This is a genomic window from Rahnella rivi (assembly GCF_019049655.1).
Classification (GTDB): Bacteria; Pseudomonadota; Gammaproteobacteria; order Enterobacterales; family Enterobacteriaceae; genus Rahnella; species Rahnella rivi.
Map to the genome: position 1 here is coordinate 44,432 of NZ_JAFMOX010000058.1, position 22,471 is coordinate 66,902.

General features: G+C 52.7%; 20 protein-coding genes and 3 tRNA genes. 8 read left to right on the forward strand and 15 right to left on the reverse strand.

Annotation, left to right across the window (positions count from 1 at the left end):
• The first annotated feature begins 160 nt into the window (after window positions 1-160).
• Together ppnN and xni are read left to right on the forward strand one after the other, a co-directional pair.
• Window positions 161-1,525, forward strand: coding sequence for a nucleotide 5'-monophosphate nucleosidase PpnN (gene ppnN, locus J1779_RS11450; RefSeq protein WP_122096996.1), 1,365 nt, complete (start codon window positions 161-163; stop codon window positions 1,523-1,525).
• A 110-nt stretch (window positions 1,526-1,635) separates the two neighbouring features.
• Complete coding sequence (xni, locus tag J1779_RS11455; RefSeq protein ID WP_122096997.1) at window positions 1,636-2,388, forward strand: flap endonuclease Xni; 753 nt, start codon at window positions 1,636-1,638, stop codon at window positions 2,386-2,388.
• Window positions 2,389-2,461: 73 nt separating this feature from the next.
• Here xni and rlmM read toward each other — a convergent pair whose 3' ends face one another.
• From rlmM to J1779_RS11475, 4 genes are all read right to left on the reverse strand, one after another.
• Window positions 2,462-3,568, reverse strand: a complete 1,107-nt coding sequence (gene rlmM / locus J1779_RS11460) for a 23S rRNA (cytidine(2498)-2'-O)-methyltransferase RlmM (RefSeq protein WP_056781775.1) — start codon at window positions 3,566-3,568, stop codon at window positions 2,462-2,464.
• The gene (locus J1779_RS11465) at window positions 3,561-3,956 is read right to left on the reverse strand and encodes a DUF423 domain-containing protein (protein ID WP_056781778.1); all 396 of its coding nucleotides are present in this window, start codon (window positions 3,954-3,956) and stop codon (window positions 3,561-3,563) included. The genes rlmM and J1779_RS11465 overlap by 8 nt, the downstream gene beginning before the upstream one ends.
• A 93-nt stretch (window positions 3,957-4,049) precedes the next feature.
• Complete coding sequence (locus J1779_RS11470) at window positions 4,050-4,970, reverse strand: transcriptional regulator GcvA (protein WP_056781779.1); 921 nt, start codon at window positions 4,968-4,970, stop codon at window positions 4,050-4,052.
• A gap of 449 nt (window positions 4,971-5,419) precedes the next feature.
• Window positions 5,420-5,641 (reverse strand): YgdI/YgdR family lipoprotein, encoded by a 222-nt coding sequence (locus tag J1779_RS11475; RefSeq protein WP_056781782.1) that lies wholly within the window; start codon window positions 5,639-5,641, stop codon window positions 5,420-5,422.
• Window positions 5,642-5,830: 189 nt separating this feature from the next.
• Here J1779_RS11475 and csdA point away from each other — a divergent pair, with 189 nt between their 5' ends.
• Together csdA and csdE are read left to right on the forward strand one after the other, a co-directional pair.
• Window positions 5,831-7,036: a cysteine desulfurase CsdA gene (csdA, locus tag J1779_RS11480; RefSeq protein WP_217203821.1), complete on the forward strand. Its 1,206-nt coding sequence runs from the start codon at window positions 5,831-5,833 to the stop codon at window positions 7,034-7,036.
• A 36-nt stretch (window positions 7,037-7,072) separates the two neighbouring features.
• Window positions 7,073-7,507, forward strand: coding sequence for a cysteine desulfurase sulfur acceptor subunit CsdE (gene csdE / locus J1779_RS11485; protein WP_056781786.1), 435 nt, complete (start codon window positions 7,073-7,075; stop codon window positions 7,505-7,507).
• On the opposite strand, the gene tcdA is transcribed toward csdE, so the two are convergent.
• Window positions 7,495-8,310, reverse strand: coding sequence for a tRNA cyclic N6-threonylcarbamoyladenosine(37) synthase TcdA (gene tcdA / locus J1779_RS11490; protein ID WP_217203822.1), 816 nt, complete (start codon window positions 8,308-8,310; stop codon window positions 7,495-7,497). The two genes, csdE and tcdA, sit on opposite strands and share 13 nt — an antisense overlap.
• Before the next feature lie 30 nt (window positions 8,311-8,340).
• Window positions 8,341-9,453, reverse strand: coding sequence for a murein transglycosylase A (gene mltA / locus J1779_RS11495; RefSeq protein ID WP_056781790.1), 1,113 nt, complete (start codon window positions 9,451-9,453; stop codon window positions 8,341-8,343).
• Window positions 9,454-9,675: 222 nt separating this feature from the next.
• Between mltA and J1779_RS11500 the strand changes: the two genes are divergently transcribed.
• The 3 genes from J1779_RS11500 (at window position 9,676) to J1779_RS11510 (ending at window position 10,050) form a co-directional block, all read left to right on the forward strand.
• Window positions 9,676-9,752, forward strand: a tRNA-Met gene (locus J1779_RS11500).
• 71 nt (window positions 9,753-9,823) lie between these two features.
• A tRNA-Met gene (locus J1779_RS11505) sits at window positions 9,824-9,900 on the forward strand.
• A 73-nt stretch (window positions 9,901-9,973) separates the two neighbouring features.
• Window positions 9,974-10,050, forward strand: a tRNA-Met gene (locus tag J1779_RS11510).
• A 138-nt stretch (window positions 10,051-10,188) separates the two neighbouring features.
• Here J1779_RS11510 and amiC read toward each other — a convergent pair.
• The gene (gene amiC, locus J1779_RS11515; protein WP_056781791.1) at window positions 10,189-11,421 is read right to left on the reverse strand and encodes an N-acetylmuramoyl-L-alanine amidase AmiC; all 1,233 of its coding nucleotides are present in this window, start codon (window positions 11,419-11,421) and stop codon (window positions 10,189-10,191) included.
• A gap of 228 nt (window positions 11,422-11,649) precedes the next feature.
• On the opposite strand from amiC, the gene argA reads away from it, so the two are divergent.
• The gene (argA, locus tag J1779_RS11520; protein ID WP_056781792.1) at window positions 11,650-12,975 is read left to right on the forward strand and encodes an amino-acid N-acetyltransferase; all 1,326 of its coding nucleotides are present in this window, start codon (window positions 11,650-11,652) and stop codon (window positions 12,973-12,975) included.
• A gap of 70 nt (window positions 12,976-13,045) precedes the next feature.
• On the opposite strand, the gene ptrA is transcribed toward argA, so the two are convergent.
• The 8 genes from ptrA to ptsP all read right to left on the reverse strand — a co-directional run bounded on the left by ptrA (window position 13,046) and on the right by ptsP (window position 22,465).
• Window positions 13,046-15,931, reverse strand: coding sequence for a pitrilysin (ptrA, locus tag J1779_RS11525; protein ID WP_217203823.1), 2,886 nt, complete (start codon window positions 15,929-15,931; stop codon window positions 13,046-13,048).
• A 275-nt stretch (window positions 15,932-16,206) separates the two neighbouring features.
• Entirely contained in the window at window positions 16,207-16,581 is a 375-nt protein-coding gene (locus J1779_RS11530; protein WP_238485140.1) for a prepilin-type N-terminal cleavage/methylation domain-containing protein, read from the reverse strand.
• Window positions 16,559-16,996, reverse strand: a complete 438-nt coding sequence (locus tag J1779_RS11535; protein ID WP_217203824.1) for a YgdB family protein — start codon at window positions 16,994-16,996, stop codon at window positions 16,559-16,561. Before J1779_RS11535 ends, J1779_RS11530 begins: the two co-directional genes overlap by 23 nt.
• Before the next feature lie 56 nt (window positions 16,997-17,052).
• Window positions 17,053-17,592 (reverse strand): prepilin peptidase-dependent protein, encoded by a 540-nt coding sequence (locus J1779_RS11540; protein ID WP_156362063.1) that lies wholly within the window; start codon window positions 17,590-17,592, stop codon window positions 17,053-17,055.
• A 38-nt stretch (window positions 17,593-17,630) separates the two neighbouring features.
• Entirely contained in the window at window positions 17,631-18,125 is a 495-nt protein-coding gene (locus tag J1779_RS11545) for a prepilin peptidase-dependent protein (RefSeq protein WP_122097002.1), read from the reverse strand.
• Window positions 18,126-18,366: 241 nt separating this feature from the next.
• Entirely contained in the window at window positions 18,367-19,161 is a 795-nt protein-coding gene (gene thyA / locus J1779_RS11550; protein WP_056781802.1) for a thymidylate synthase, read from the reverse strand.
• A 6-nt stretch (window positions 19,162-19,167) separates the two neighbouring features.
• Window positions 19,168-20,037: a prolipoprotein diacylglyceryl transferase gene (gene lgt / locus J1779_RS11555; protein ID WP_217203825.1), complete on the reverse strand. Its 870-nt coding sequence runs from the start codon at window positions 20,035-20,037 to the stop codon at window positions 19,168-19,170.
• Window positions 20,038-20,218: 181 nt separating this feature from the next.
• On the reverse strand, window positions 20,219-22,465 hold the full coding sequence (gene ptsP / locus J1779_RS11560; protein ID WP_056781807.1) for a phosphoenolpyruvate--protein phosphotransferase: 2,247 nt from the start codon (window positions 22,463-22,465) through the stop codon (window positions 20,219-20,221).
• Window positions 22,466-22,471 lie beyond the last annotated feature (6 nt).

The window sequence follows — 22,471 nt, forward strand, 5'->3', positions numbered from 1 at the left end:
GAGATTACGGGGCAAAACAGTACCGGTAATCCTTTCTGCTAACAGACAATTGTTTTTGTTTGCTCACGCTTTGCGACGCAAAAAACATGATCCGAAAAATCATGCATCGCGCCCGGCAGGCAGAAAGAATCACTGCACCCTTAGGTGTCAAGGAGCAACTTTGATTACTCACATCAGCCCGCTGGGCTCAATGGATTTGTTGTCGCAGTTGGAAGTCGACATGCTCAAGCGCACGGCGAGCAGCGACTTATATCGTCTTTTCAGAAATTGCTCACTGGCCGTACTCAACAGCGGCAGCCAGACCGACAGCAGCAAAGAACTCCTCGAACGTTACGAAAGTTTTGATATCAATGTGCTGCGCAGAGAGCGCGGCGTAAAACTTGAGCTGGTAAACCCGCCGGAAGATGCCTTTGTCGATGGCCGGATTATCCGCTCATTACAGGCCAACCTGTTCGCTGTTTTGCGTGACATCCTGTTTGTGAATGCGCAAATCTCTAATAACCCGCGCTTTGAGAACTTCAACGACAACGATTCCGCACACCTGACCAATATGGTGTTCTCCATCTTACGTAATGCCCGCGCACTCCATCTGGATGAAGATCCGAACATGGTAGTGTGCTGGGGCGGGCACTCAATCAATGAGATTGAATACCAGTATGCCCGCAACGTCGGCAGCCAGCTTGGTTTACGTGAACTGAACATCTGCACCGGCTGCGGTCCCGGGGCAATGGAAGCGCCGATGAAAGGTGCGGCCGTCGGCCACGCGCAGCAACGTTACAAAGCCGGTCGCTTTATCGGAATGACCGAACCGTCGATCATTGCCGCAGAACCGCCTAATCCACTGGTCAATGAACTGATCATCATGCCGGATATCGAAAAACGGCTGGAAGCTTTCGTGCGTATTGCCCACGGTATTATCATCTTCCCTGGCGGCGTCGGCACGGCGGAAGAACTGCTCTATTTACTGGGCATATTGATGGATCCGCAAAACAGCGATCAGGTGTTACCGCTGATTCTGACCGGCCCGAAAGAGAGTGCAGACTACTTCCACGTACTGGATGCGTTCATCAAAGAAACGCTGGGCGAAGAAGCCTCTAAGTTCTATACCATCATTGTTGACGATCCGACCGAAGTGGCTCGCCAGATGAAACGGGCTATGCCGCTGGTCAAGGAAAACCGTCGTAACAGCGGTGATGCTTACAGCTTTAACTGGTCGATTCGTATTGCACCCGATTTACAGCATCCGTTTGAACCAAGCCATGAAAATATGGCTAACCTGAATCTTTATCCAAACCAACCCCCACAGGAGCTGGCCGCTGCACTGCGCCGCGCCTTCTCCGGGATTGTGGCCGGTAACGTCAAAGAGTTTGGCATCCACGCCATTGAACAGTACGGGCGCTTTAAGCTGCATGGTGATCCGGCACTGATGAAAAAAATGGACAGTTTGTTGCAAGGTTTTGTCGCTCAGCACCGCATGAAATTACCGGGCAGCGCGTACATTCCGTGCTACGAGATTTGTGCATAGAAATGGATACCCAAACACCTTCGGATGCCCGGCACATGTCGCGGTAAGTTTGAAGAATAAGGGTTTTTCAGGGCGACGCGATGTCGCCCTGATTATTATGGAGTTTGTCGATGGCAATACATCTGCTGATTATTGATGCCCTGAATCTTATCCGCCGCATTCATGCGGTTCAGGGTTCGCCCTGCCTGATTACCTGTCAGAATGCGATCGCGCAGCTGATTCAGCATACCCGCCCGACGCACGCTGTAGCCGTTTTCGATGAAGACGATCGCGCTGACAGCTGGCGTCATCAGTGCCTGCCAGATTACAAAGCAGGACGCTCACCGATGCCGGACAATTTGTTTGCAGAAATGCCCAGTCTGAAGGCCGGTTTTGAAGCTCACGGGATCGCCTGCTGGCATTCAGCCGGCAACGAAGCCGATGATCTCGCGGCGACGCTGACGGAAAAAGTCGCCTCCGGCGGTCATCAGGTCACCATCGTCTCAACGGATAAAGGGTATTGCCAGTTGCTGGCCCCCAACGTTCAGATCCGCGATTATTTCCAAAAACGCTGGCTTGACTTGCCGTTTGTGCAGGAAACATTCGGCGTATTACCGCACCAGCTTACCGACTACTGGGGGCTGGCGGGGATCAGCAGCAGTAAAATCCCTGGCGTACCCGGTATTGGCCCAAAAACGGCCGTGACTCTGCTGGCTCAGGCCGGTTCACTGGACGCGCTGTATGACAATCTCAGTGCGGTGCCGGAAAAGTGGCAGTCAAAATTGCGGGAGCATCGGGATCTGGCATACGCCTGCAAACGGGTGTCTGCGCTGCAAACCGATATCGCTCTCGACGGGAATTTACAGCAGTTGCGCTTGCCGTAAGTCTGCCAAAGAAAAAAGGCGCTTCCCGAAGAAAGCGCCTTTTCGCATCATATCAAACGCCATTCAGCGTAAATCAACGATCGCGTTCATCACGACGGCCGCCGATGGCTGACCAGAAGCGGCGAATATGCACCGTTACCTCTTCCCGGTCATGGTAGAGCTGTTTGGCGAAGATCTCCGCATTAATGCCATTTTCCTTCAGGCGTTCATCAATTCGCGCGAGGATGTTAGACACTTCTTCGTAACGCTTTTTCATCGGCAATTTCAGGTTGAAAATCGTCTCGCGGCACCAGCCGTTAACCAGCCAGTCGCACATCAGCGCAGCCACTTTCGCCGGTTTTTCTACCATGTCACACACCAGCCAGTAGTTTTTGGTACTGGTGGACTTGTAGCGGAAGCCGTCTTCACGCAAGTGAATAACCTGACCGGTTTCCATCAAGCTTGGCGCCATCGGGCCGTTATCAATGGCGGTAACCATCATGCTGCGTTGTACCAGCTGATAGGTCCAGCCGCCCGGGCAGGCACCCAAATCTACCGCATACATCCCGCTCGCCAGACGCTCTTCCCATTCATCAGCAGGAATGAACACATGGAATGCTTCTTCCAGCTTCAACGTGGAACGGCTTGGTGCTTCTGACGGAAACTTAAGACGCGGGATCCCCATGTAATACGGGGAATTGTTATTACTGTAGGAATAACCAACGTAGCAGCAACCTGATGCGATGAAGAAGACGTGCACGACAGGGCGCAGCGGATTTTCACGTTTTCCCAGCACGCGGCGTTCGCGCATCGCGGTACGTAATGGCACTGTCAGTTTGCGACAGAACTTGGTGAGTTCTTTACTTTCATTGGTATCCGGCACTTCTACACGCAGTTCACCACCGTTGGTCACCACGTTTTGTACCATGCCCACGATCGGCGAAACGCGATCTTCCGGCGGCAGATCTTTCAGCAATTCGCCGACGACGATCAGCTGACGAGCAAAGATCAGTTCGCGGAATGGCAGCTCTTTCGCCAGACGATCAGCATCATCAGGCTGATAGCATTCAAACAACACATACCCGCTGTTCTCTTTTACGCGGGCAAAACCGAAGATTTCCATCTTCGCAGCTTTGTCTGTGATTTCTGCTGCGCATTCTTTTTCAAAACCCTGACGGCAGTAGAGGGCAACTTTATTCATGGCGTTCGGCCTTTTTCTTCAGACGCAATGCGCCTATCAACATCAAAATCCAACCGACCAGAAACAAGGTACCGCCAATCGGAGTCACAAAAGCAAATAAACGGAGGTGCGACAGCGCCAGACAGTAAAGGCTGCCGCTGAATAACACGGTTCCCAGCGCCAGGAAGGCACTGCTCCAGTAGAACCACACATTACGCTGACGCTGCATGGCAACGCCTAAAATCATCACCGCCAGCGTGTGAATACTTTGGTAGGTCAGCCCGGTGTGGATCCAGGCCATTTCGGCCTCTCCCAGCGACTGGCTCAGTACGTGCGCGCCAAAAGCACCAAACGCCACGTAGATAAAACCGCTTATCGCGGCAAAAATCAGCATTGAACGACTGGTCATTATACGTTACCCGTTATCGTTTTTTAATGATGAAAACGTCTACTCATCCGTCTCATCAGTACGTTCATGGTCATCGGTTTCTGTATTTCAGGTTCAGGCCTGATCAAACCGAAAGCGCAGTTTTTCCTGCTCACTGGCGGCGCGCGCGAGGATCCACTGACGAAAGGCGGCTATTTTACCCAGTTCTGCCTGACTGTCATGACAAACCAGATAAAAAGCGTTTTTACTGACTAAAACTTCATTAAAAGGACATACCAGACGGCCAGCTTCAATCTCGGTTTGCGCCATCACGTTATTCACCAGTGCAATCCCCTGCCCGTGAACCGCGGCCTGAACAACCATCGCACTGTGGCTGAAAATCGGCCCCTGCTGAACATTCACCTGCTGCAGGCCAAGCTGCTTGGTGTAGGCCAGCCAGTCACGGCGCGAGGCATCATGCAGTAACGTGTGATGGCCGAGATCTGCCGGTTCTTTCAGCAAATTATCGCCCATCAATAAGGAAGGAGAACAAACGGGAATTAAATACTCGGCGTATAAACGCTCGGCACGCAACCCCGGCCAGTTACCTCGGCCATGGAAAATCGCCACGTCCACATCATCGGACAATTTGTCCTCTTCGCGGTCTACGGCCTGAATGCGTACATCGATACCCGGATAAGCTGAGTTAAAGCCAGACAATCTTGGCACCAGCCATTGAATCGCAAAGCTTGGCGGCAAACTGACGGTCAGTGCGCCTTTTGCACTGCGGGCCTGAAGTTTGCGTGTCGCTTCGTTAAGAGACGAGAATATCTCTTTAATATCGAGGTAATAGCTCTGCCCTTCTTCGGTCAGTAACAAAGAGCGATTTCGGCGACGAAACAGTTTTAGCCCCAAAAAGTCCTCAAGTGACTTGATCTGGTGGCTAACAGCAGCCTGTGTGACAAACAATTCCTCCGCCGCTTTAGTAAAACTAAGGTGACGCGCTGCGGCGTCAAACACGCGCAGTGAATTCAGAGGGGGTAAACGTTTTGACATAAATAAGAGACTTCTTATGTGGCGGTCAGCGGAACCCCTGTCAGGGGGTTCAGATATTAGTTTTTTTAATCCGAGACATTATAATTTGTCCGTTGAGGATGTACAGGCAAAAACCTATAGTGGCGCCACTTCCTGAGCCGGAACGAAAAGTAGATTGGTATGAGGATGCTGAAATACTTTTGGCTTGTGGTTGTGATGTTGTGTTTGCAATTGTCCGGCAATCCGGACACGTAGCTTGAATGCTACAAACTTTTCACTTCCTGTACATTACCCTGTCTGTCCAAAGTGATTTTTTAGCACCGCATTTTGCGGTGCTTTTTTTTGCCCGAATTTTGGGATGCCTGCCAATGAGCGCCCTTCATATGTGACAAAACCGGCTACGTCGCATACGTATCCGGTTTTGTCGTGAGGCGCAGTGAGGTTACCCGAAGGTGGTGTCACGCAAGGGATTATTTCCCTTCGGCCATTTCTTTCACTTCAGATTTATTGATCTGCTGCTTGTTGCCATACGCATCGGTATAACTGATCATACCGGTATCACTGTCAGTGCTTGGTTTGCCTTCAGCAACGATTGTACGGCCATCGTTGGTGTGCATCACGTAGTTGCTTGAACAGGCGGCAAGTGTTGTGGTCAGCAGTGCGGCTGAAATTACGGCGACGATCTTTTTCATTGTAGACTCCTTGCAGATTAAAATGCTTTCAATTCCCGGGAAGCCCCCAGGCTAATTTGTCTAGTGTTCGTAATTCAGCATAACAAACCTCTGATATATTTCCAGGTAACCATTCCTAAAATGAATAGGTGGTTTGCATTAGCTCAAAGTTTGTACTCTTTACCCTGAAGCCGAAGGATATAACCTCGCATGACCGACTTTAACGCCGCTGATTTTCGGCGACACTTCCCCGCCCTGTCGCAGGGGCAGTGCTACCTCGACAGTGCAGCCACGGCGCTCAAACCGCAGGCCGTGATTGACGCCACTGTGAATTTTTATTCACAGGAGGGGGCGACTGTCCACCGCAGTCAGCACCGTGCGGCACAAACGCTGACCGAAGCCTACGAACAGGCGCGCGTACAGGTGGCTGACTGGATCCATGCGCCATGCGCAGAGAACATTATCTGGACACGCGGCACCACCGAGTCAGTCAATCTTGTCGCGCAAAGCTATCTGCGCCCGCGGTTGCAGGCCGGAGATGAGATTATTGTCAGTCAGGCCGAGCATCACGCGAATCTGATCCCCTGGCTGATGCTGGCAGAACAGTGTCAGGCGCAGGTAATCACGTTGCCGGTAGACGAGCGCGGTATGGCAGATATCAGCCAGCTTCCCGCCCTGCTGAATACCCGCACGCGTCTGCTGGCGATCACACAAATGTCGAACGTCACCGGCGGTATGCCCGATCTTTCACTCGCCATTAAACTGGCACACGCCAACGGCACGCCGGTTCTGGTGGATGGCGCACAGGGCGTTGTGCATTGCCCGCCGGACGTACAGCAACTTGATATCGACTTCTATGCTTTTTCCGGCCACAAGCTGTATGGCCCGACGGGGATTGGCGTGTTGTACGGTAAAACAGAATTGCTCGACAGCATGGCGCCCTGGCACGGCGGCGGAAAAATGCTGACCCACGCGACAATGACCGGCTTTACGCCGCAGACGGTGCCCCATCGCTTTGAAGCAGGTACCCCCAACATTGCCGGCGTGATCGGCATGGCCGCTGCGCTGACATGGCTGAAAACCCAAGGTGTGCAGGCTGGCGAGAAACATGCGCAAAACCTGGCGGCAATGGCGGAAAAACAGTTGTCGCAGATTGAAGGTTTTCGCAGTTTCCGCGCACAGGACGCTTCGCTGCTTGCATTTGATATTGCCGGCGTACATCACAGCGACCTGGTCACCTTACTCGCGGAACAAGGCATTGCGCTGCGCGCCGGGCAACACTGTGCGCAGCCACTGATGGACGCTCTGGGCGTCAAAGGAACCCTGCGCGCATCATTCGCGCCCTATAATAATGAAGAAGATGTCGCACGCCTGGTCGGGGCGGTAAAATATGCGATGAGCCTGCTGGCTGATTAATCACATTTCTGAGACATACGCTTTTTAAGGATCACAATGCTCGCGCCACACCCTTTTGGACAGGAAATTACCGAAGCTTCGCTGACAGAAAAATTTGCTTCATTTCGTCAGTGGGAGGACCGCTATCGCCAGTTAATTCTGCTGGCGAAATCTCTGCCACCGCTGGAGGCATCATTGAAGGTACCGGAGAATGAGCTGTCGGGATGTGAAAATAGGGTCTGGCTGGGAGCGGAAAAATCAGAAAATGGAACAATGCATTTTTACGGGGACAGCGAGGGACGGATCGTCAAAGGTTTGCTGGCAGTGCTGCTGACCGCTGTAGAAGGCAAAACGCCAGACGAGATCCTGAGTCGGGATCCGCTGGCGTTATTCGATGTGCTGGGCCTGAGGGAGCAACTGAGCACCAGCCGCTCCAGCGGGCTGAACGCGCTGGCTGAAGGTGTTTTACATCTCGCCCGTCAGGCAGCCTGAGCCTGACGCTGCTGTTTTGCCATCATCTTCTTAAGAACATGAGAAACCGCGACAAAACCAAACGTGGCGGTGACCATCGTCGCCGCACCAAAACCTGAAGCGCAGTCCATACGTTTCGGGCCTTCTGCCGTCGCGCGCGATGCGCAGACTGAACCATCCGCCTGCGGGTACATCAGCGGTTCGCTAGAAAATACACAGTCAATCCCAAGCTTACCTTTACTGTTCTTCACCACGTTGAAATCGTTTTTCAGGCGCTCACGCAGTTTGGCTGCCAGCGGATCCTGTATGGTTTTCGCCAGATCCACGACGGCGATCTGCGTCGGATCGATTTGTCCGCCCGCCCCGCCGGTGGTCACGACCGGGATCTTAAAACGACGACAGTATGCCAGCAGCGCGGCTTTTGGCCGCACGCTGTCGATGGCATCAATCACGTAGCTAAATCCCTTGTTGAGCATTTCAGCAACATTGTCCGGCGTAATAAAATCATCGATACAGGTCACTTTGCATTCCGGATTTATCGCCAGAATGCGCAGGGCCATTACTTCGGTTTTCGCCTGCCCGACATTTTCCCGCAGAGCGTGGATCTGCCTGTTGGTATTGGTCACGCACACATCATCCATATCAATGAGCGTAATGGCGCCAATTCCCGTACGGGCCAACGCTTCGGCAGCCCAGGAACCCACTCCGCCGATACCAATCACGCAGACATGTGCCTGTGAGAACAACGCCAGTGCCTGCTGACCATAAAGACGAGCAGTGCCGCCAAAGCGTTGCTGGTAGGCGTCGGAATATGTTGCTGTCATGACCTTCTGAACCTCAATACGTGTCGAAACTTAATTTGGCTGAGCATAGGCTGTGAACAGCGGTTTGCCATTTTGCGCTGATTTTAACACCCAGACGCGGCCATAGTGGTTATAAAATCCTGCTGAGTGTCCGGCATCAGTACCAATTCCCTGATACATATCGAAATGTTGCCCTTTAATGGCACCGCCGACGTCCAGCGCAACCATCAGACGCATATGGTATTTACCGGTGAACTTACCTTTATCATTCAGCTCCGGCACCTCCGCCAGCAGCGTGGTTCCTGCCGGGATCAGCGAGCGGTCAGAAGCCACGGAAGCTTTGGCAATCAGCGGCACGCCACTTGCGCCACGAACAGGGGCAAAAGGTTCAGGTTTAAAGAATACAAATGAGGGGTTCTGTTCCAGCAACTCACGGACTTCAGCGGCACTGTGCGTATCTGCCCACTGGCGGATCGCCTGCATCGACATATTCTCACGCGCGACTTCGCCACGATCGATCAGCACCTTACCGATACTGCGGTAAGCGTGACCATTTTTCCCGGCATAACCAAAGAACATGTACGGACGCCCGTCGCCGTAATCCACATAGCCGCTGCCCTGCACTTCCATCATGAAGTTATCCATCAGGGAGTTAGTCCAGGCCACTACGTAATTTTCACTCAGTGCACCTGAGTAAATCGAGGCGCGATCAGGCAGACGCCCACGTTTAGGCGGCATACGGTATAACGGATACTGGAATTCACCCTGACGCGTGTAACGCGCCTGTACCACCGGCGTATAATAGCCGGTCAGTTGCACGTTACCGAAGTTATCAGCCCCTTCCATCTGATAAGCGCTGATGCCGTACTGGCTCAGGTTGCGGGTATCAGCACCTGAACGCAGCCATTGCTGGACGGCCTGGAAAGTGGGGTTATTTCTGCCATATAAGGAAGAAGAGGCAATTTGTACCGCGGCGACCTGATTGGAGTAATCCAGGGCATTGACGGGTTTGCCTGTCGCATTCGGCTCATTGACGTATTCAAGCGCGTTATCCAGCCGCCCGTCTTTATACTGCTGACCCCGGTCGGTCGGGCGCGAGGAACAACCTGCAAGCACCGCAACAACCAAACCACCCAGCAGAAATTTACTCCAACGTCCTTTCATTATTGCCGCGCTCTCTTACTTTCATGGGAATTGACTGGCGAAACGATAACAAACGGCCTATCAGAAAGGAATTGCAATAGCCGAAAAAAGTGCCCTCGGCCAAATTGGGAAGCAATAGAGGAATTTATGCCTAAAAAGTCAGCAACCAGGTGGTTTATTTGAATAAATCCAAATAAAGGGTTGCGCGAAATCTCATGGGGAGTATAGTTCGCCTCCATCGGACGCGGGGTGGAGCAGCCTGGTAGCTCGTCGGGCTCATAACCCGAAGGTCGTCGGTTCAAATCCGGCCCCCGCAACCAATTCGATTCGCAGGCAATAAAATGCCCGATTGAATTGAACGATGAAGTAAAGAAGTAAGAAGTGCTACGGACGCGGGGTGGAGCAGCCTGGTAGCTCGTCGGGCTCATAACCCGAAGGTCGTCGGTTCAAATCCGGCCCCCGCAACCAATTCGAGACTTATGCTTATTACGCTGAGTTCGAATAATGTGAAGAAGTAAATGCAGTATTAAGTAGTGACGGACGCGGGGTGGAGCAGCCTGGTAGCTCGTCGGGCTCATAACCCGAAGGTCGTCGGTTCAAATCCGGCCCCCGCAACCAACTACTAAAATAATCAGTAAGACGTAAACATCAGGCACCTTAACGGGTGTTTTTTTGTATCTGAAGATTGAGTTAACAGCGCACCAGCCCCGAGATTTTCCCTCGCATTATCCTTAATATCCAATTCATTGCAGGCACTCAGCCATTGGCGAAATGCGCCTTAATCCCCGCCAGTATTGATTCTGCAACCTGCTGTTGAAAATGCGCGGTTCGCAGTTTTTTCTCTTCATTGATGTTACTGATGAACGCAGTTTCCACCAAAATCGACGGAATATCCGGCGCTTTCAGTACCGCAAACCCGGCCTGATCCACTTTGTTTTTATGCAGCGGATTAATCTTGCCCATCCGTGTCAGCACTTCTTTGCCAAATTTCAGGCTGTCGTTGATTGTCGCAGTCTGCACCAAATCGAACATCGTATGGTCGAGATACTTATCGCCACTTTTACTGACACCCCCTATCTGATCGGATTCATTCTGAGTCTGCGCCAGAAAACGTGCAGCTGAGCTGGTCGCGCCCTTGGTCGACAGAGCAAAAACGGATGAACCTTTGGCGGCACGGCTGGTAAAAGCATCAGCATGGATGGAAATAAACAAATCAGCCCGCAACTTTCGCGCCTTGGCGACCCGCACTTTCAGCGGAATAAACACGTCTTCATTCCGGGTCATGTAGGCTTTCATGTTCTTTTCGCGGGCGATCAGTTTTTGTAAACGACGCGCGATCTGTAAGACAACGTCTTTTTCACGGGTCTTATACTTGCCGATTGCGCCGGGGTCTTCACCGCCATGACCGGGATCCAACATAATGACCAGAGGGCGGCTGTGCCCTGCCTGCCCGTCTTTCGCCGTTTCCGGCGGCAATGTTCTGGCCACGTCCCCGCGGTTGTAATCTTCCAGTAATGCCAGCAGCGGATCATCTTCAGCGCTGACCGCCCCCTCTTCAGGGTACAAATCAACCACCAGACGATTGTGGAACTCTGCGACCGGTTTGAGTGTAAACACATGGGGATTGATGGGGCGCCTGAGCTCAAGCACCATGCGTACCGTTTGGGCATCAAACTGCCCTACCCGCGCCTGGCGAATGTACGGGTCGGTTTGCTGAACTTTTTCGCCCAAACCTTTGAGCACGCTATTCAGTTGTACACCTTCAATATCCACAACCACACGCGCAGGTGAACTCAGCAGAAACTGCTTATACTTCAGAGGAGTGCTGGATTCCAGAGTGATGCGGGTGTACGTCGAGGAAGGCCATATGCGCACGGCGATAACCTGTGAACTGGCGGCAAACCCCACTTTACTCACACTGAGCATCCAGGAAGCCGCTACGGTCTGAAGAAGTCGTCGTCTTCCGGGGTTGTGGTTATCGTCAGTCATGCAATCTCAAACAGGTTACAAAAATCAAAAGTGATGATAAAAAACTCAGTTTGGGAATTTTAACTAATCCTTCCTTGCATGTCATTCCTTAACATTATTTTTATAAATCAATTTGTTGAGTGTTTGTAATCGTTGTTAATAGAAAAACAGAGATTTCTTACTTGCCACACAGCCCTAAAAGAATAAAAATACAAAAATTACGAATAAAAATTCAAATGAGGTTTTGCCGTGAAGGAACGTAGCACTGAATTGGTCCAGGGATTTCGCCACTCCGTTCCCTACATAAATGCTCACCGTGGCAAAACATTCGTTGTCATGCTCGGTGGTGAAGCCATTGAACATGAGAACTTCAGCAACATCGTCAATGATATCGGGCTGTTACACAGCTTAGGTATCCGGCTGGTGGTGGTGTATGGTGCCCGTCCGCAAATCGATGAGAATCTGGCAGAGCATCACTGCGAGCCGATTTATCATAAAAATATCCGTGTTACCGATGCCCGTACACTCGAGCTGGTGAAGCAGGCTGCGGGGTTATTACAGCTGGATATCACCGCCCGCCTGTCGATGAGCCTGAATAATACTCCGCTGCAGGGTGCGCACATCAATGTTGTTTCCGGTAACTTTATTATCGCGCAACCCCTGGGCGTAGATGACGGTATCGACTATTGCCACAGTGGCCGTATCCGTCGCATCGATGAAGAGGCCGTTCACCGCCAGCTCGACAGCAATGCCATCGTGCTGATGGGGCCGGTAGCCGTATCCGTTACCGGAGAAAGTTTTAACCTGACGTCTGAAGAAGTGGCGACGCAACTGGCCATCAAGCTGAAAGCCGAAAAGATGATCGGTTTCTGCTCGTCGCAGGGCGTGATTAATGAGGAAGGGAATATCATTTCTGAGTTGTTCCCGAACGATGCGCAGCAACGCATTGATAAGATGGAAGCCAGCGGCGATTACCTTTCGGGAACAGTGCGTTTCCTGCGTGGCGCGGTGAAAGCCTGCCGCAGCGGTGTGCGTCGCAGCCACCTGATCAGCTATCAGGAAGACGGTGCGCTGATTCAGGAACTGTTCTCGCGTGACGGTATCGGTACCCAAATTGTGATGGAGAGTGCGGAGCAGGTGCGCCGTGCAACGATCAACGATATCGGCGGGATCCTCGAGCTTATCCGCCCGCTTGAACAACAGGGTATTTTGGTTCGTCGCTCCCGCGAGCAGCTGGAGATGGAAATCGATAAATTCACGATTATCGAAAGGGATAACCTGACCATTGCCTGTGCGGCGCTGTATCCGTTCCACGATGAAGGTATCGGGGAAATGGCCTGCGTGGCAGTTCATCCTGATTACCGCAGTTCTTCACGCGGTGAAATGTTGTTACAGCGTGTGGCCAGTCAGGCAAAACAAATGGGGCTTAACCGCCTGTTCGTGCTGACGACCCGCAGCATTCACTGGTTCCAGGAACGCGGGTTCAAACCGGCTGAAGTTGATGTTCTGCCGATTCAAAAGCAGGAAATGTACAACTATCAGCGCCGGTCGAAGATCTTAATTTCCGAACTGTAAGCGCTCTGGTGCACATACTATAAAGGGCGCAAATGCGCCCTTTATAGTTTTCCTGCTCACTAATCTCACATTAATGTGAAGTCTGAGATTTCAGGGTTTGCTGCAGCGTCGAGGTGTCGGCATAGGTTTTGAATCCTTCCGGCGCCGCATACTGTGGGGTCTTGCTGTCATTGCCGGAAACTTGCGACAACATCGCCAGTCCGTCCTGTTTAATCACTGCCTGATGGAAGTAGTCCGCCAGCTGCGTCTGCGTCAGCCCCGCAATGACACGAATGACGTTGGTGCGCGTATCAAACTGCGCATTCCCCCGGCTGAAATCATTGCCCAGGCGGTCTGACTCTTCATCCAGCGTTTGCGGACGCTGCTGCATTTCATTCACCAGACCCTGTTTGTACTGAACAAACTCGGCATCTTTCATTTCCCGCAAACGCTTCTCAGCCTGTGGGTAAAAGGCTAGGTACCGCTGATACAAATAGTCCGGTTGCTTACTGTTACTTTGCAGCAGGAAACCAATACCCCACTGTTTGCCAACAGGAATGGGGAAGGCGAACACCGCGTAACCCAGTTGCTCCTGGGTGCGCAGCTGGCTATAGAACCATGGCTGGATGATTTGCCCGAGCAATGCGCTGTAGCCCATGCTCTGAATTTCATCATAACCTGTTGGCACATATACGGCGGCCAGCGCCGAGTCAGAACTGCTGCCCGTCCGCTGAATATTGGCTTTCAACGGCTCCGTGACGACGGCCTGCGTTCCACGCCACCACTGTGTGCCGTGCGCCCCCAGCTTCTGCATAATCTGCAGGGACATGGCTTTTACCTGATCCCCGGTCATATTGCCCACCACCATGATCTCAACGGCGGCGTGGTGAATAAGTTGCTCACGGTAAGCGTTCACATCTTCCAGTGTGATACCCGCAACCAGTTTCTCCCGTTCTGAACGTTCGGTGTAAGGTACCCGCGACAATAACTGAACCGGCTGCAGCGCCAGTTCGAAAGCTTTACCTTTATCCGCCGATGCCAGACGTTCCAGATACCACGATTTCGCCTGATCCAGCTGTTCCTGCGTCGGTTTAAAATCAGGGTAACTCTCCACCAGCGTAGCCAGCAGATCTGGCAGACATTCGGTGAAACCGCTGGCGGTAAACTGCAGTCCATTATCCGGCGACGTCCCAAAACTCAGCCCGCCGATAGAAGCCTGATAACTCAGCTGATCAAATGCCACACCGGTCAGATAGTCAGTCAGACCGTAAAGTACCTGGTTTTTCGCCGTACTTAACGCCTGCTCATTGCGAAAAGAAACCGTCACATTGGCTTTGGGCTCATCGGCAAAGTAGCGGCTTGGCATATAGAAAACGCGCAGGCCTTTATCTTCAATCAGAAGTTCAGGTTTGGTGGCCGTGGCGTTTTTAGTCACCAGCGCCAGCGAGTCGGGAATATAAGGGTTCAGCTCAGGCAGAGAAAGTTTGATGTCCTTCCCCAGCGCTTTCCATTGTTCATAGGTTTGCGGTGGGACTTTATCAACCTGATAAGGCGCATTCACAAAATAGGCAACTTTGTTGTGCGGCTCGTTGGGACTGATAATCCAGTAACGCGCATTCTGTGGGGTCATTTCATCCAGACGCGATTCAATCGCTTTAGGATCATATTGATCCGTCAGATATGGCGAATCCAGAACGTGTTCAACCGGTACGCGCAGCATGGTATCCACCAGCCATTCAACGTAGTCCATATCCCGCGTCAGCGCGGGATACCGGAAATCAAGCGCCATCACATGCGCGATTTCATCAAAATAGCTTTTGTTAATGCCCTGCCCGCGCATCTCCTGGAGATAACTGAAAATGGCGGCAATCACTCTGTCGCGCTCAGCCAGACCTTTGTCCGTCAGGGATACCGAAATGTTAAATACGCCCTGATTGCGGTTAACCATCGGGTCTGCCCCCGCACTGATACCGTCGGAGTAACCTTGCTTTTGTAACCAGTCAGATAATGTATTCAGGCTGCGGTTTCCGATCAGATAGCTGATATAGGTATCTGTCTTACTGCGAAACGCTGCGCTGTTGTTATCAATGGCAAACTCTACGCGCAATTCTTTGCGGGGCTGTGCCGGAACAAAATGGATATATTCACCTTTTTGCTCGTCCGTTAATGTGGGAACGGTAATCGGTGGTACTGCAGCATGATGATTGGCAATACTCCCGAAGGTATTCCCGGCCAGCTCAGCCAGCTCCGGCAACGGCTTATTACTATAAATCACACCGACCATCAGATTCGCCGAATAGTAACGGTGATAAAATTCCGTCAGTTTCTCGTGCAGATTGCTGCCTGGTTTGTCTTTCAGAGTATCCAGATTCCCGCCGGAATAACGGGAGCCGGGATGCGCGGGATTTAGGGTTTCAGCCCGCACCTGGGCCATACGCATTCCATCGCGCGAGCGCGCCATGGTCAGCTCAGCATTCACCGCGTTACGCTCGCGATCGCCGTTGGCAGGATCCAGTGAAGGTTCACCAATAGCATCGGCAAGGCGATCTACCGCTTCCGGCAGGGCATCATTTTCAACTTCCAGATAAAAGGCTGTGCGGTAGGAAGCCGTGCTGCCATTGTGGCTGCCGCCGTGTTTTTTGAGGAATTCAGAAAGGCTTTCAGGCTGAGGATATTTTTTTGAGCCCATCAGCAACATGTGTTCGGTGTAGTGAGCCAGACCTAACTGTGAATCCGGGTCTTCCAGCGAGCCTACGGGGATAGCCAGAGCGGCAAGTGACTTGGGCGCCTCAGGATCAGAAACCAGCAAAACCGTCATATCATTGGCCAGCTTTATCGCCTGATACTGACGCGGGTCGTTCTGACTTTTATTGATAGCTTGTGCATAAGGCTGCCAACCGGCAGCGCTTGAAACAACAGGGGCCCAAAAGGTCAATAACAACAGTAACCCTGAAATTCGGGTAACCTGTTTTAACATTGCCACTCTCCCTCAATCAAATAAACATGCCACGTGGGCAAAAATAACGGTTCACCAACTGATGAACCTCAACCTGCTGTTTTATGCCGTTGAGTCTGATAAGACCCCGCGGATGCAGGATAGTTGTCACAATCTCAGTACCGTGATGTGCATTCTGGCGTAATGTCACAGTTTGCGACCTGTCGCGATATTACACGCCCGGTTAATTCCTCGGTCTTAAACCACTCTATGCAGTTGGGCTGCTATTGCAAGCGGCTTGGCGGTATTTTTCCTGCTTAGCCGGCGGGGTTCCCCGTGCCAGGCTCACAAAGTAAACGTTGTAAACGTGCCTGATAATGTGTGGGAGTCAGGATCACCACGTTAATCCGCTGGCAGCGTTGCCCCACGGGAAAGACCGACAACTGATACTCCCAGCCTTTAATTTGCGGTTCAGTCACGTTTCCGGTGGCCGAATAGGCTTCTAACTGTGAGTGAGCCTCCGACCACGCCTGCTGCACCTGCCACTGACGCATAAAGCCATGACTCAGTGACTGAAAATAATTAAGCAATCCCAGAACAGATACCGAAAGCAGCAGCGCGGCGATCAGCGCTTCCGGCAGGCTAAACCCCTGCTGATTCTTCTCAGCCTTATTCATTGCAAAACTGCTCATCAGCTTCCGGGCAGAAATCCAGCCAGCCTTGTCTGAGAGGTGAAAAAGCCAGTGAACCGTCCGCTTGTTTTTGCATGCTGACCTGTTGATAAAGCCTCACAGGTTCCCCACCTTGGGCCAATACACCTTCCCCGCGAATCACAAAAACGTCAATTCTCAGCGAAGGGCGTACACATGCCCGCCCGGATCCGGCGCCAACAACGACTGCCGGGACGTCCTGACATTGCCACTTAGCATCATTGAACGCCTTCCAGGGCTGGCTGACTCCCCAGCTTAATGACGATGCGGCATTTTCCCAGGCGATCACATAACGGTGCTGGTTTGAGGTCAGCGCCAGTCCGGCGGAAAGCTGTTGCTGTAAAGCATTAAGGGCAATGATCCCCAACCCCATCATCACCATGATGCTTAAAATCATGGCACTGCCCTGCTGGCGATCAGGATGATTTTTCGCTGTGTTCTTTTCCAATGAGTTCACAGAGAATGCCCTGCAATCTGAGCGTCAACCTGCCGGTGAATAAGCGGGTTTTTACTCCAGTGGGCGTCAATTTGCAGAGAAAACAAGTTTCCTGAATGCAGACCAGAACTTTCAGTTACAACAAATTTCGTGACGGTGACTTCCGCCGGATCGAGTAATTTCTCCCACCCTGAACTGCCGCACGACTCTGTGCCACGCTGCATTTCAATCCCTCCCTGTCGCAGGCGATAACCAAAATACTCTGATTCCGCGGTGCCCGGTTTCTCCCAGCGCCCGTTGCGATTCAGATCATAGATGACAATGATGCAGGAACCCGCGGGCTCACCGGACGCATTGCCGATGATGACTGTTTTGCCCTGACAGATACCATTACAAAACCCGGCGCGCCGCACATCTTTTTCGATGGTAAAAGCGGTCTGATGCAGTAACTCCTCAAGCTGATAATGTCTCCCCAGGCTTTGGCTGCGCTGGCGCATCAGCGGATAAATTTGCGCGGCACTGAGCATAAGCATACTGCCGACACCCATCGCCATCATCACTTCCGGCAGGGTGAATCCGTTGGCACGATGATGAATCACTGGCACACACCGATGCCCAGTACAGGCTGATTCTCGCTGCAGATACGCAGCCGCCCTCTGGCTGAGAGCACCACGCGCAAACTTCCGGCGGTATTTTTTAACGTCAGATGCCCTGCCAGTGCGGCATTACGCAGCCCGTAAAAGCCCATCGATTTATCGGTAAAATCGAGCAATTCTATATCCGCTTCGCCGACAGCAAATACTCTGCCACTGGCCGCATGGCAGTCGGCCGGGCGCAGCCCTGCGCCCACGCAACCGGCGGTTCCACCGATGGCCCACAACACGGCGGAGCGATTGTAATTATTGGCTTCGGCCTGCAGGCCATAGAGATATAAACGTAACTGCTGAGCCTGTTGCTCAAGCTTTAACGCCTGCTGGTAACCTCGCCAGCTGTGCAATCCCCAAAGAGTGCACATTGCCACCAGCGCAACGACGACCATCATTTCTATCAGCGACATTCCCTGCTCCCCTGAACGTTCGTTTTTTTTCATGCGGTCAGGGTAAGCATTTAAATTTTCGGTGCCACAGGCAAAAAACCTTTCTCCGCGATGCCTTCAGAAGAAAATGTGCAACAAAGCACCCTAAACAAAAATGTTGAGGGGCGTCTCGCAGAAACAATAGTCAGGGCGAAATAGCGGTGGGAATCGTCAGAAAAAAGCGTAGAAAGTGGCGCAACAGAAAGGCGGTACGTCAGAGGGATCGCTGCCTGACGCGGGGTCAGGCAGCAGACGATCAGATAGCGACAGGTGCTTTGATTGCAGGATGCGGGTCGTATCCTTCGATTTCGAAATCGTCGAAGTTGTAATCAAACAGGGAGGCAGGTTTGCGTTTAATAATCAGTGTTGGCATTGCGCGAGGTTCACGGCTCAGTTGCAGATGCGTCTGTTCCATGTGGTTGTTGTAGAGATGGGTGTCACCACCGGTCCAGACAAAATCACCCACTTCGAGATCGCACTGTTGCGCCATCATATGTACCAGCAGCGCATAGCTGGCGATGTTAAACGGCAGGCCGAGGAAGATATCGCAAGAGCGCTGATACAGCTGGCAGGACAATTTACCGTTCGCCACGTAAAACTGGAAGAAGGCATGGCAAGGCGCCAGCGCCATCTGATCCAGCTCGCCCACATTCCACGCCGATACGATGATACGACGGGAATCAGGGTCGCTTTTCAGCTGATTGATAACATTCGTCAACTGGTCAATCTGCTTACCGTCGGCTGCGCCCCAGGCGCGCCACTGTTTGCCATATACCGGGCCGAGATCGCCGTTTTCATCGGCCCATTCGTCCCAAATGCTGACGTTGTTTTCACGCAGATAGGCGATATTCGTTTCACCTTTCAGGAACCACAGGAGTTCATGAATGATTGAGCGCAAATGACAGCGTTTGGTGGTGACCAGCGGAAAACCTTCCTGCAAGTTGAAACGCATCTGATGACCGAAAATCGACAATGTGCCAGTACCCGTACGGTCGGCTTTAGGTGTGCCTTCATCGAGCACTTTCTGCATTAAATCCAGATACTGTTTCATGTTACCTCACGACAATTGTTTCTGCGGACGACGATATGCCCAGACCATCATAATCAGGCCGATGGCCACCATCGGGATGGACAGAACCTGTCCCATGCTGATGACGCCGTCGAACAACCCAAGCTGTGCATCCGGCTGGCGGAAGTACTCAACGATAATGCGGAATAAGCCATAACCGATCAGGAATAAACCTGATACCGCACCTATCGGGCGTGATTTGCGGATAAAGACATTCAGGATGATAAACAGCACGACACCTTCGAGCAGCAATTCATACAGCTGAGAAGGATGACGCGGCAGCACACCGTACTGGTTCAGCAGCGGCTGCCATTTAGGATCCGCAGCGGCAATGGCGATATCTTCCTGACGGGAACCCGGGAAAAGCATTGCCCATGGCACATCGGTGGTCACACGCCCCCACAGCTCGCCGTTGATAAAGTTGCCAAGGCGACCGGCACCAAGACCAAACGGGATCAGTGGCGCGATGAAATCTGCAACCTGGAAGAAATTACGTTTGGTGCGGCGGGCGAAGACCAGCATCACAACGATCACACCAAGCAGACCGCCGTGGAAGGACATACCGCCGTCCCACACTTTGAACAGATAGAGCGGATTGTCGAGGAACAGAGGCAAATTGTAGAAGAATACGTAGCCAATACGGCCGCCAAGGAATACGCCAAGGAAACCGGCATACAGCAGATTTTCAACTTCGTCTTTTGTCCAGCCACTGCCCGGTTTGTTCGCACGGCGCACGGCCAGCCACATTGCGAAGACAAACCCGACCAGATACATCAGTCCGTACCAGTGAAGGGATACCGGTCCGATAGAGAAAATCACCGGATCAAACTGGGGAAACGCCAGATAGCTGTTGCTCATCTATCACCACAAATTGTTTATTGTTTTAGCCCGGTTAGGGGTCAGCAGGAGGCGAATAGTAGCATAAGCCGGAGGTTTTCCGTGGCTACGCCGGGGGAAAAGTTCTGTAAAAAATCGTCTCAGTTTGCCCGGCCTGAGATGCGGGCTTAAACGACGCGACAGGAAATGCCGCGCCCGAAGGTTATTTACCGCCGCGAATCAGTCCGCCTAAACCGCGTCTTTCCATAAATGCCGCCGTCATGTGGCGTACATCCGTGGTGAAATGGGCCTGTAAAACCCGGCCAGCCAGTTCTTCGGCATCCGCTAAATCGATGCGGCGCAGCAAGTATTTCACACGAGCGACACTGCGCCCGTTCATGCTGAGATTACGGTAACCCATGCCGGTCAGCAGCAAGGCGCCCATCGGATCACCGGCCATTTCACCACACAGGCTGACGTCGAGCCCGATAGCTTCTGCACTGGTGATGATTTGCCTGAGCACACGAAGCATCGCCGGATGCAGGCTGTCATAGAGCCCTGCAACGCGGGTGTTGTTGCGATCGACGGCCAGCAGGTATTGCGTTAAATCGTTAGTGCCGACAGAGATAAACTCCACTCTTCCGGCCAGCGCAGGCAACATAAAGATCATCGACGGCACTTCGATCATCACGCCGATACGCGTGCGTGGCAGTTCGTAGCCGAGTTGCTCCTGCACTTCACGACCGGCGCGATCGATAAGCCTGCGCGCTTCATCAATTTCTTCCAGGCTGGTGACCATGGGCAGCAAAATACCAAGATTACCGGTCGCCGCATTGGCTCGCAGCATCGCGCGAACCTGGATCAGGAAGATTTCAGGTTGATCGAGCGTAATGCGAATACCACGCCAGCCCAGACACGGATTTTCTTCGCTGATCGGCATATAGGGCAGCTGTTTATCGGAGCCGATATCCAGCGTTCGCAGCGTCACAGGCTTTTGCGGGAACAGCTGCAACATGCCCTGATACTGCGCCACCTGCTCCTCTTCAGAAGGGAAACCGCTTTGCAGCATGAAAGGAATTTCGGTGCGGTAAAGCCCGACGCCGTCAACGCGGCTGCCAAACAACTTTTCATGATCGGCGCTCAGACCGGCATTGAGCATCACATGCACTCTTTCGCCACTTTTCAGCGCCGCGGGCTGGTCAACGTCGTCTTCCGCACGCTGGCTCAGTTCCATTTCTTCGCTGATAAGCCGCTTATACTCTGCGACCAGTACCGGTTCAGGGTCGATCAGCAGTTCGCCGCGATAGCCATCGACAATCAGCTGACGCTGGCTAAGCAGCGCAGGCTGAATATCTGCGCCCATAATGGTCGGCACGCCCATTGCGCGCACCAGAATGGCGGCATGAGAGTTGGCCGCACCGTCGCGAACCACTACGCCAGCCAACCGGTCCTGAGGGACTTCGGCTAACAGTGTGGCGGTCAGTTCATCGGCCACCAGAATGAAGCGTTCAGGCCACTGAGTATTGCCCTGAATTGAATCGTCGAGATGGAAAACCAGACGCTGCCCGAGCGCGCGTAAATCACTGCCGCGTTCCCGCAGGTAGGTATCCTGCAGGCTGGCAAACTGCGCCGCAAACTCCTCAACCACCTTTTTTACTGCCCATTCGGCCACTGCGCCCTGATCGATCTGAGCAAACAGTTCACGTTTCAGGCGGGCATCATTGAGCAGGTGGGAGTAGAGATCGAAAATTGCGGCACTTTCTTTTTGTGCGCTGGCGGTAAAGCGTTTACTGAAACGGCGGAACTCGGCACCGGCATCTTCCAGCGCGCGGGTCAGCCGCTCACGTTCACGTACCGTATCCAGCGTGGATGCCATATAGACATGTTCGAGAGAAGGCTGCGAACTGTCCTGCCAGCCGATACCAATCGCCACACCCGGCGAAGCCGCCAGCGCACGCACGCGCGTCTGGCGAAAACGGCCATAAAGCACATTCAGCTGTGCCTGCGAAAGGATCGCCGCCAGCTGGGTTGCCAGTGTGACTAAAAATGACTCTTCACTTTCATCGAACTGGCGGTGCTCACGCTGTTGAATAACCAGCACGCCCAACAGCTGTCGACGGTGAATGATCGGCACACCTAAAAAGGATCGGAAAAGATCTTCTTTTACGGCGGGAATATATTTAAAGCTTGGATGACTCTGTGCGTCGGCAAGGTTGATAGGTTCAGCCAGGCGGCCAACCAGACCCACGATCCCCTGATCAAACGCAAGCGTGACCGTGCGCCCGCGAGGTTTTTTCAAACCTCGCGTCGCCATCAGGTAATAACAACGCCGGTCGTTATCTGCGAGATAAACAGAACACACTTCAGTGTCCATCGCCAGGCAGGTTTCATTGACCAGAACGTCCAGCGCATCATTCAGGCTGGCCGCCATTGCTACCTTTTCAACAATTTCTCGCAAACGCGTGAGCATCTCTTC

What these genes read in the sequence shown, in the direction of transcription:
- xni (WP_122096997.1), top strand. Translation starts at nt 1,636, where the DNA reads ATGGCAATACATCTGCTGATTATTGATGCCCTGAATCTTATCCGCCGC.
- rlmM (WP_056781775.1), bottom strand. Translation starts at nt 3,568, where the DNA reads ATGAATAAAGTTGCCCTCTACTGCCGTCAGGGTTTTGAAAAAGAATGC.
- J1779_RS11465 (WP_056781778.1), bottom strand. Translation starts at nt 3,956, where the DNA reads ATGACCAGTCGTTCAATGCTGATTTTTGCCGCGATAAGCGGTTTTATC.
- J1779_RS11470 (WP_056781779.1), bottom strand. Translation starts at nt 4,970, where the DNA reads ATGTCAAAACGTTTACCCCCTCTGAATTCACTGCGCGTGTTTGACGCC.
- J1779_RS11475 (WP_056781782.1), bottom strand. Translation starts at nt 5,641, where the DNA reads ATGAAAAAGATCGTCGCCGTAATTTCAGCCGCACTGCTGACCACAACA.
- csdA (WP_217203821.1), top strand. Translation starts at nt 5,831, where the DNA reads ATGACCGACTTTAACGCCGCTGATTTTCGGCGACACTTCCCCGCCCTG.
- csdE (WP_056781786.1), top strand. Translation starts at nt 7,073, where the DNA reads ATGCTCGCGCCACACCCTTTTGGACAGGAAATTACCGAAGCTTCGCTG.
- tcdA (WP_217203822.1), bottom strand. Translation starts at nt 8,310, where the DNA reads ATGACAGCAACATATTCCGACGCCTACCAGCAACGCTTTGGCGGCACT.
- mltA (WP_056781790.1), bottom strand. Translation starts at nt 9,453, where the DNA reads ATGAAAGGACGTTGGAGTAAATTTCTGCTGGGTGGTTTGGTTGTTGCG.
- amiC (WP_056781791.1), bottom strand. Translation starts at nt 11,421, where the DNA reads ATGACTGACGATAACCACAACCCCGGAAGACGACGACTTCTTCAGACC.
- ptrA (WP_217203823.1), bottom strand. Translation starts at nt 15,931, where the DNA reads ATGTTAAAACAGGTTACCCGAATTTCAGGGTTACTGTTGTTATTGACC.
- J1779_RS11530 (WP_238485140.1), bottom strand. Translation starts at nt 16,581, where the DNA reads ATGAGCAGTTTTGCAATGAATAAGGCTGAGAAGAATCAGCAGGGGTTT.
- J1779_RS11535 (WP_217203824.1), bottom strand. Translation starts at nt 16,996, where the DNA reads ATGATTTTAAGCATCATGGTGATGATGGGGTTGGGGATCATTGCCCTT.
- J1779_RS11540 (WP_156362063.1), bottom strand. Translation starts at nt 17,592, where the DNA reads ATGATGGCGATGGGTGTCGGCAGTATGCTTATGCTCAGTGCCGCGCAA.
- J1779_RS11545 (WP_122097002.1), bottom strand. Translation starts at nt 18,125, where the DNA reads ATGAAAAAAAACGAACGTTCAGGGGAGCAGGGAATGTCGCTGATAGAA.
- thyA (WP_056781802.1), bottom strand. Translation starts at nt 19,161, where the DNA reads ATGAAACAGTATCTGGATTTAATGCAGAAAGTGCTCGATGAAGGCACA.
- lgt (WP_217203825.1), bottom strand. Translation starts at nt 20,037, where the DNA reads ATGAGCAACAGCTATCTGGCGTTTCCCCAGTTTGATCCGGTGATTTTC.
- ptsP (WP_056781807.1), bottom strand. Translation starts at nt 22,465, where the DNA reads ATGCTCACGCGTTTGCGAGAAATTGTTGAAAAGGTAGCAATGGCGGCC.